This window comes from Luteibacter sp. P4_E6, assembly GCF_056401535.1.
The window spans coordinates 1-5,037 of record NZ_JBFUJE010000286.1 but is presented as its reverse complement, the minus strand read 5'-3'; the positions used below and the strand labels follow the sequence as shown (position 1 = coordinate 5,037).

5 protein-coding genes are annotated in these 5,037 nt (G+C 65.6%); all 5 read left to right on the top strand.

The window, feature by feature from the left end; genetic code table 11:
- Nucleotides 1-17 precede the first annotated feature (17 nt).
- Nucleotides 18-785, top strand: a complete 768-nt coding sequence (map, locus tag AC1DT2_RS15535; RefSeq protein ID WP_213948695.1) for a type I methionyl aminopeptidase — start codon at nt 18-20, stop codon at nt 783-785.
- Nucleotides 786-811: 26 nt separating this feature from the next.
- A complete protein-coding gene (gene glnD / locus AC1DT2_RS15530) occupies nt 812-3,469 on the top strand; it encodes a [protein-PII] uridylyltransferase (protein WP_477297285.1) in 2,658 nt (885 codons plus the stop codon).
- Nucleotides 3,456-4,283, top strand: coding sequence for a 2,3,4,5-tetrahydropyridine-2,6-dicarboxylate N-succinyltransferase (dapD, locus tag AC1DT2_RS15525; protein ID WP_477297287.1), 828 nt, complete (start codon nt 3,456-3,458; stop codon nt 4,281-4,283). Before glnD ends, dapD begins: the two co-directional genes overlap by 14 nt.
- Before the next feature lie 2 nt (nt 4,284-4,285).
- The gene (locus AC1DT2_RS15520) at nt 4,286-4,639 is read left to right on the top strand and encodes a Spx/MgsR family RNA polymerase-binding regulatory protein (protein WP_477297283.1); all 354 of its coding nucleotides are present in this window, start codon (nt 4,286-4,288) and stop codon (nt 4,637-4,639) included.
- Between the two features lie 13 nt (nt 4,640-4,652).
- A partial coding sequence (locus tag AC1DT2_RS15515) for a M20/M25/M40 family metallo-hydrolase (RefSeq protein WP_477297281.1) occupies nt 4,653-5,037 on the top strand: 385 nt, incomplete at its 3' end.

Genomic DNA, 5,037 nt, shown 5'->3' with positions numbered 1-5,037 from the left:
GAAAAGAGAGAACCATCATGGCCGTCGTACCGAAGACCCCCGAAGAGATCCAGCACATGCGCGAGGCCGGCCGCCTGGCCGCCGAGGTGCTCGCGATGCTCGTGCCCCACGTCAAACCCGGTGTCACCACCGAAGAACTGGACCGCCTCGCCCACGATCACATCGTGAATGTRCAGAAGGCGATCCCCGCCAACGTGGGCTACCGGGGCTTCCCGAAGACCGTGTGCACGTCGGTCAACCATGTGATCTGCCACGGTATTCCGACCGAAACCAAGGTCCTGAAGGACGGCGACATCGTCAATATCGACGTCACTGTCATCAAGGACGGCTGGCACGGCGACACCAGCCGCATGTATTTCGTCGGCACGCCGAGCGTGCTGGCCAAACGCCTGGTCGACACGACGTTCGAGGCGATGATGCAGGGCATCCGCGCCGTGAAGCCGGGTGCCACCCTGGGCGATGTCGGCGCCGCCATTCAGAAGCACGCCGAAGCGGCAGGTTTCTCGGTCGTCCGCGAGTACTGCGGCCACGGCATCGGCAAGGTCTACCACGACGAGCCACAGGTGCTTCATTACGGCCGTAACGGCACCGGCATGGAGCTCAAGCCGGGCATGACCTTCACCATCGAGCCGATGATCAACGCCGGCAAGCCGCAGACCAAGTCGCTGCCCGATGGCTGGACGGTCGTTACCAAGGACCACTCCCTGTCGGCCCAGTGGGAGCACACCATCGCCGTGACCGACGATGGCTTCGAGATCCTGACCCCCTGGCCGGACGCCGCCTGACGCTCAACCACAGAAAGGGCTCCGACGTGACGCTTCCGCCGCTTCCACGCCTGCCCGCCGTCGTACCGCGCTCGGGTGTATCGCCCGAAGCGCGGCGCTCGCTCCGCCAGCTGCTGGGCGATGTGGACCGGTCGCTTACCGTCGCCTTCCGCGAAGGTGAAGACGCCTCGGCGCTCGCTCGACGCCGGTCGGAGATCGTCGATCGCATCGTCGTCCACGCCTGGGGCGCCTGCCTCGGTGACATGGCCGCCGGTGCGCTGTTTGCCGTAGGGGGGTTCGGACGGGGCATGCTGTTTCCCGCGTCGGACGTCGATCTGCTGGCGCTCGTCGCCGAAACCTCGCCCGCGCTGCACCGCGCCCTCGAGAGCTTCTTTGGCTGCCTGTGGGACATCGGACTGAAGCCGGGCCACGCCGTGCGTACCGTGGAACAGTGCCGCGAGCTTGCCGCCAGCGATGCCAGCGTGTTCACCAGCCTTCTCGACGCGCGACGCCTCGCCGGCTGGCCCATCCTGGCCGAAAGCCTGCGCGGCATCCTCGACGATCCGGCCCTGTGGCCCCCGCGCCAGTACCTCGCCGCACGTCTTGCCGAGCGCGACGCCCGCCACGCCCGTTACGACGACACGGCGCAGAACCTCGAGCCCAACCTCAAGGACGGTCCGGGTGGGCTGCGCACGCTCGATGCCTTGCGCTGGCTTGGCCGGCGCCTGGCCGATGCCCCGGATTTCGATGACATGGTGGCCGAAGGGCTGCTCGAGCCGGTCGAAGCGACCAAGCTGGTGCGTGCCGAGGAAACCCTCCGACGCTACCGCTATGCCCTGCACCTCGAGGCGGGAAGGGCGGAAGAGCGGCTGCTGTTCGACTACCAGCGCGGCCTGGCCATGCGCCTGGGTTTCGAGGACGAACACGCGAAGAACCTCGGCGTCGAACAGTTCATGCAGGGCTACTACCGCGCGGCCACGCAGATCGAGCGCTCCGGCACGCAGCTGGTCGAGCGCTTCGAGGAGATGCTCGACCCCGCGACGGAAGCTTTGCCAGTGGGCACGGACTACGTTCGCCACGGCTCGCGCATCTCGCTACGAAATCCGCAGCTCTTCGTGCGCCGTCCGGCGTCGCTGGTGGAGATCTTCATCGCACGGCTCGACGAGCCGGGCATCACCGGCTTTACTGCCGAAACCATGCGGCGCATCCAGCATGCCGTTTCGTTGCATGGCGAATCGCTGGCCGATGACCCGCAGGTACTCAGCGCTTTCCTGGCGCTGCTGCGGCGTGGTGCACCCGCCGTGGAGGCCTTGTGGCGGATGAATCGCCACGGCTTGCTCGCCGCTATCCTGCCGGCGTTCGGCAAGGTGGTCGGTCGGATGCAGTACGACCTGTTCCATGTTTACACCGTGGACGAGCACACGCTGCGAGTCCTGCGCAACGTGGCGCGTTTCGCCGATCCGGCCGCACGGCGTGATTTCCCCATTGCCTGCGAAATCTGGCCACACGTCGAAAAGCCGGAGCTGATGCTCCTAGCAGCACTGTTCCACGACATCGCGAAAGGCCGTGGCGGGGATCATTCGACGCTCGGTGAGGAAGATGCGCGCGCCTTTTGCGCGCGCCTTGGCCTGCCGGCGGACGAGACCGATCTGGTCGCCTGGCTGGTTCGTCACCACCTGCTGATGAGCACCACGGCACAGCGCCAGGACATCACCGATCCCGATGTCGTGCATCGTTTCGGCGGCACCGTGGGTGACTGGGAACACCTGGATCACCTGTACCTGCTGACGATCGCCGACATCATTGGTACCAGTCCCAAACTGTGGAACGCCTGGAAAGACCGCCTGCTCGCCGATCTGTACACCTCCACGCGCTTCGCCCTGCGCAGCGATCTCACGCCGCCCGCCCACGCAGGCATGCGCTTGCGCGAGACGCGTGAGCGTGCACTCGCCATGTTGGTCGCGGAGCACGTGGCCGCCGACGACATCGCCAGCGTATGGTCGGAGTTTCCGGACCTCAGCTTCCTGCGTCACCGACCCGAACAGATCGCATGGCAGACGGCGGCCATCCTGCGAACCCGCGGTGCCACGCCGCTGGTTGAGGTCCATCCGTTCTCCGTGCGCGGCAGCACGGAACTCTTCATCTACACGCCCGACCGCGACGGCCTGTTCGCCACGGTGACGGCCATGCTCGACCGCCTGCGGTTCTCGGTCGTCGAGGCCCGTATCCTCGTTTCCAGTACGGGCAAGGCGCTGGATACGTTCCTGTTGCTCGAGTCGGACTCGCAGGCGCCCGCCTCGTTGCAGCGCGCCGAGGAACTGCGCTCGCGCATGCTGCGCGCACTCGATCAGGCGGCGGGCCAGAGTCCCCCGAAGCGCAGTCTGTCGCGCCACCTGCGTCACTTCCAGATGACGCCGCGCATTGAATTCGTCGATGCCGGCGAACGCACGCAGCTTGCCCTGGTGTGCACCGACCGGCCCGGCCTGCTCGCCGCGGTTGCCCAGGCGCTGGCCGAAGCCGAGGTGCGCGTGCATGATGCGCGTATCGCGACGTTCGGTGAGCGTGTCGAAGATTTCTTCCAACTGACCGATCGCAGCAACGCGCCGCTGTCTCCGCAACGCCGTGAGATCCTGCGCGACTGCCTGCTTCGTCACATCGGTTTCGAAAACCCCAGGAACAGCTTGAATGCAGATGCAAACGCTTGAGTCCCTCATCGACGACGCTTTCGAACGTCGTGCCGACCTCAACCAGAATGAAATCGAAGGCAGCCTCCGCGAGGCGGTCGACCAGGTGCTCAACCTGCTCGAATCCGGCGAGCGCCGTGTCGCCGAGCCGGACGGCAAGGGCGGCTGGACGGTCAATGCCTGGTTGAAGAAAGCCGTTCTGCTGTATTTCCGCATGAACGGTAATCGCGTGATGGATGGCGGCCCCTCGAGCGCGTTCGACAAAGTTCCGCTGCGTTTCGCCGACGGCGACGCGACGGAGTATGCCAACCTCGGCGCACGCATCGTGCCGGGCGCGCTGGTCCGCCGTGGCGCGCATATCGCCAAAGACGCCGTGCTGATGCCGAGCTATACCAACATCGGCGCCTACGTCGGTGCGGGCAGCATGGTCGATACCTGGGCGACAGTGGGCTCCTGTGCGCAGATCGGTGCCGGCGTGCATCTCAGTGGCGGCGTCGGCATCGGCGGTGTGCTSGAGCCGMTGCAGGCSRRCCCGACSATCATCGARGACAAYTGYTTCATCGGCGCMCGTTCSGAAGTSGTCGAGGGCGTCGTCGTGGAGAAGGGATCGGTGATCGGGATGGGCGTGTTCCTCGGCCAGTCGACCCGTATCTACAACCGCGCCACCGGCGAAGTCAGCTACGGCCGCGTTCCTGCCGGAAGCGTCGTTGTCGCCGGCAGCCTGCCGGCAAAGGACGGCAGCCACAGCCTCTACGCCGCGATCATCGTCAAGCAGGTCGACGAAAAGACCCGCTCGAAGACCGGTATCAACGAACTCCTGCGCAGCGGCGAGTGAGCATGACGGTCACGCTCTACGGCCTGCCCACCTGCGACACCTGCAAGAAGGCGCGCAACTGGCTAACGCGTTTCGAGGTGGCTCACGCGTTCGTCGATTACCGGGCAAACCCGGTGCCGTCGGCGACGCTGAAAGTGTGGGCGGAGAAGCTCGGCGGTTGGGAGAAGCTGGTCAACAAGGCATCCACGACGTGGCGCACCCTGTTGCCGCAGCGCAAGGATCCGCGCAGCGATCCCGAGTGGACGCTGTTGCTGAAGGAGTATCCGGCGCTGATCAAGCGACCGGTGGTGGTCCACGGCGACGAGGTTTCCGTCGGCTTCACTGACAACGCGTTCAAGAAACGCTTCGGCAAGTAAGGCAAGCGAGCCCATGTCCTCCGTCATCGATCTCACCCGTGATCTCATCCGTCGACGCTCGGTAACGCCGGAGGATGCCGGCTGCCTGCCGTTGATCGCGGATCGTCTTTCGGCCGTGGGCTTTCGCATCGAGCACCTTCGCTTTGGCGATGTCGACAATCTTTGGGCCACCCATGGCGCTGGCGGGACGGTTCTCGCTTTCCTTGGCCACACCGATGTGGTGCCGACCGGACCGGAGGAGAACTGGACGTCGCCACCGTTCGAACCGGCCGAGCGCCATGGTCTGCTTTACGGTCGTGGCGCGGCCGACATGAAGGGCTCCGTGGCGGCCATGGTCGTGGCGCTGGAGCGATTCGTTGTCAGCCATCCAGATCATCCCGGTACGGTGGGTCTATTGC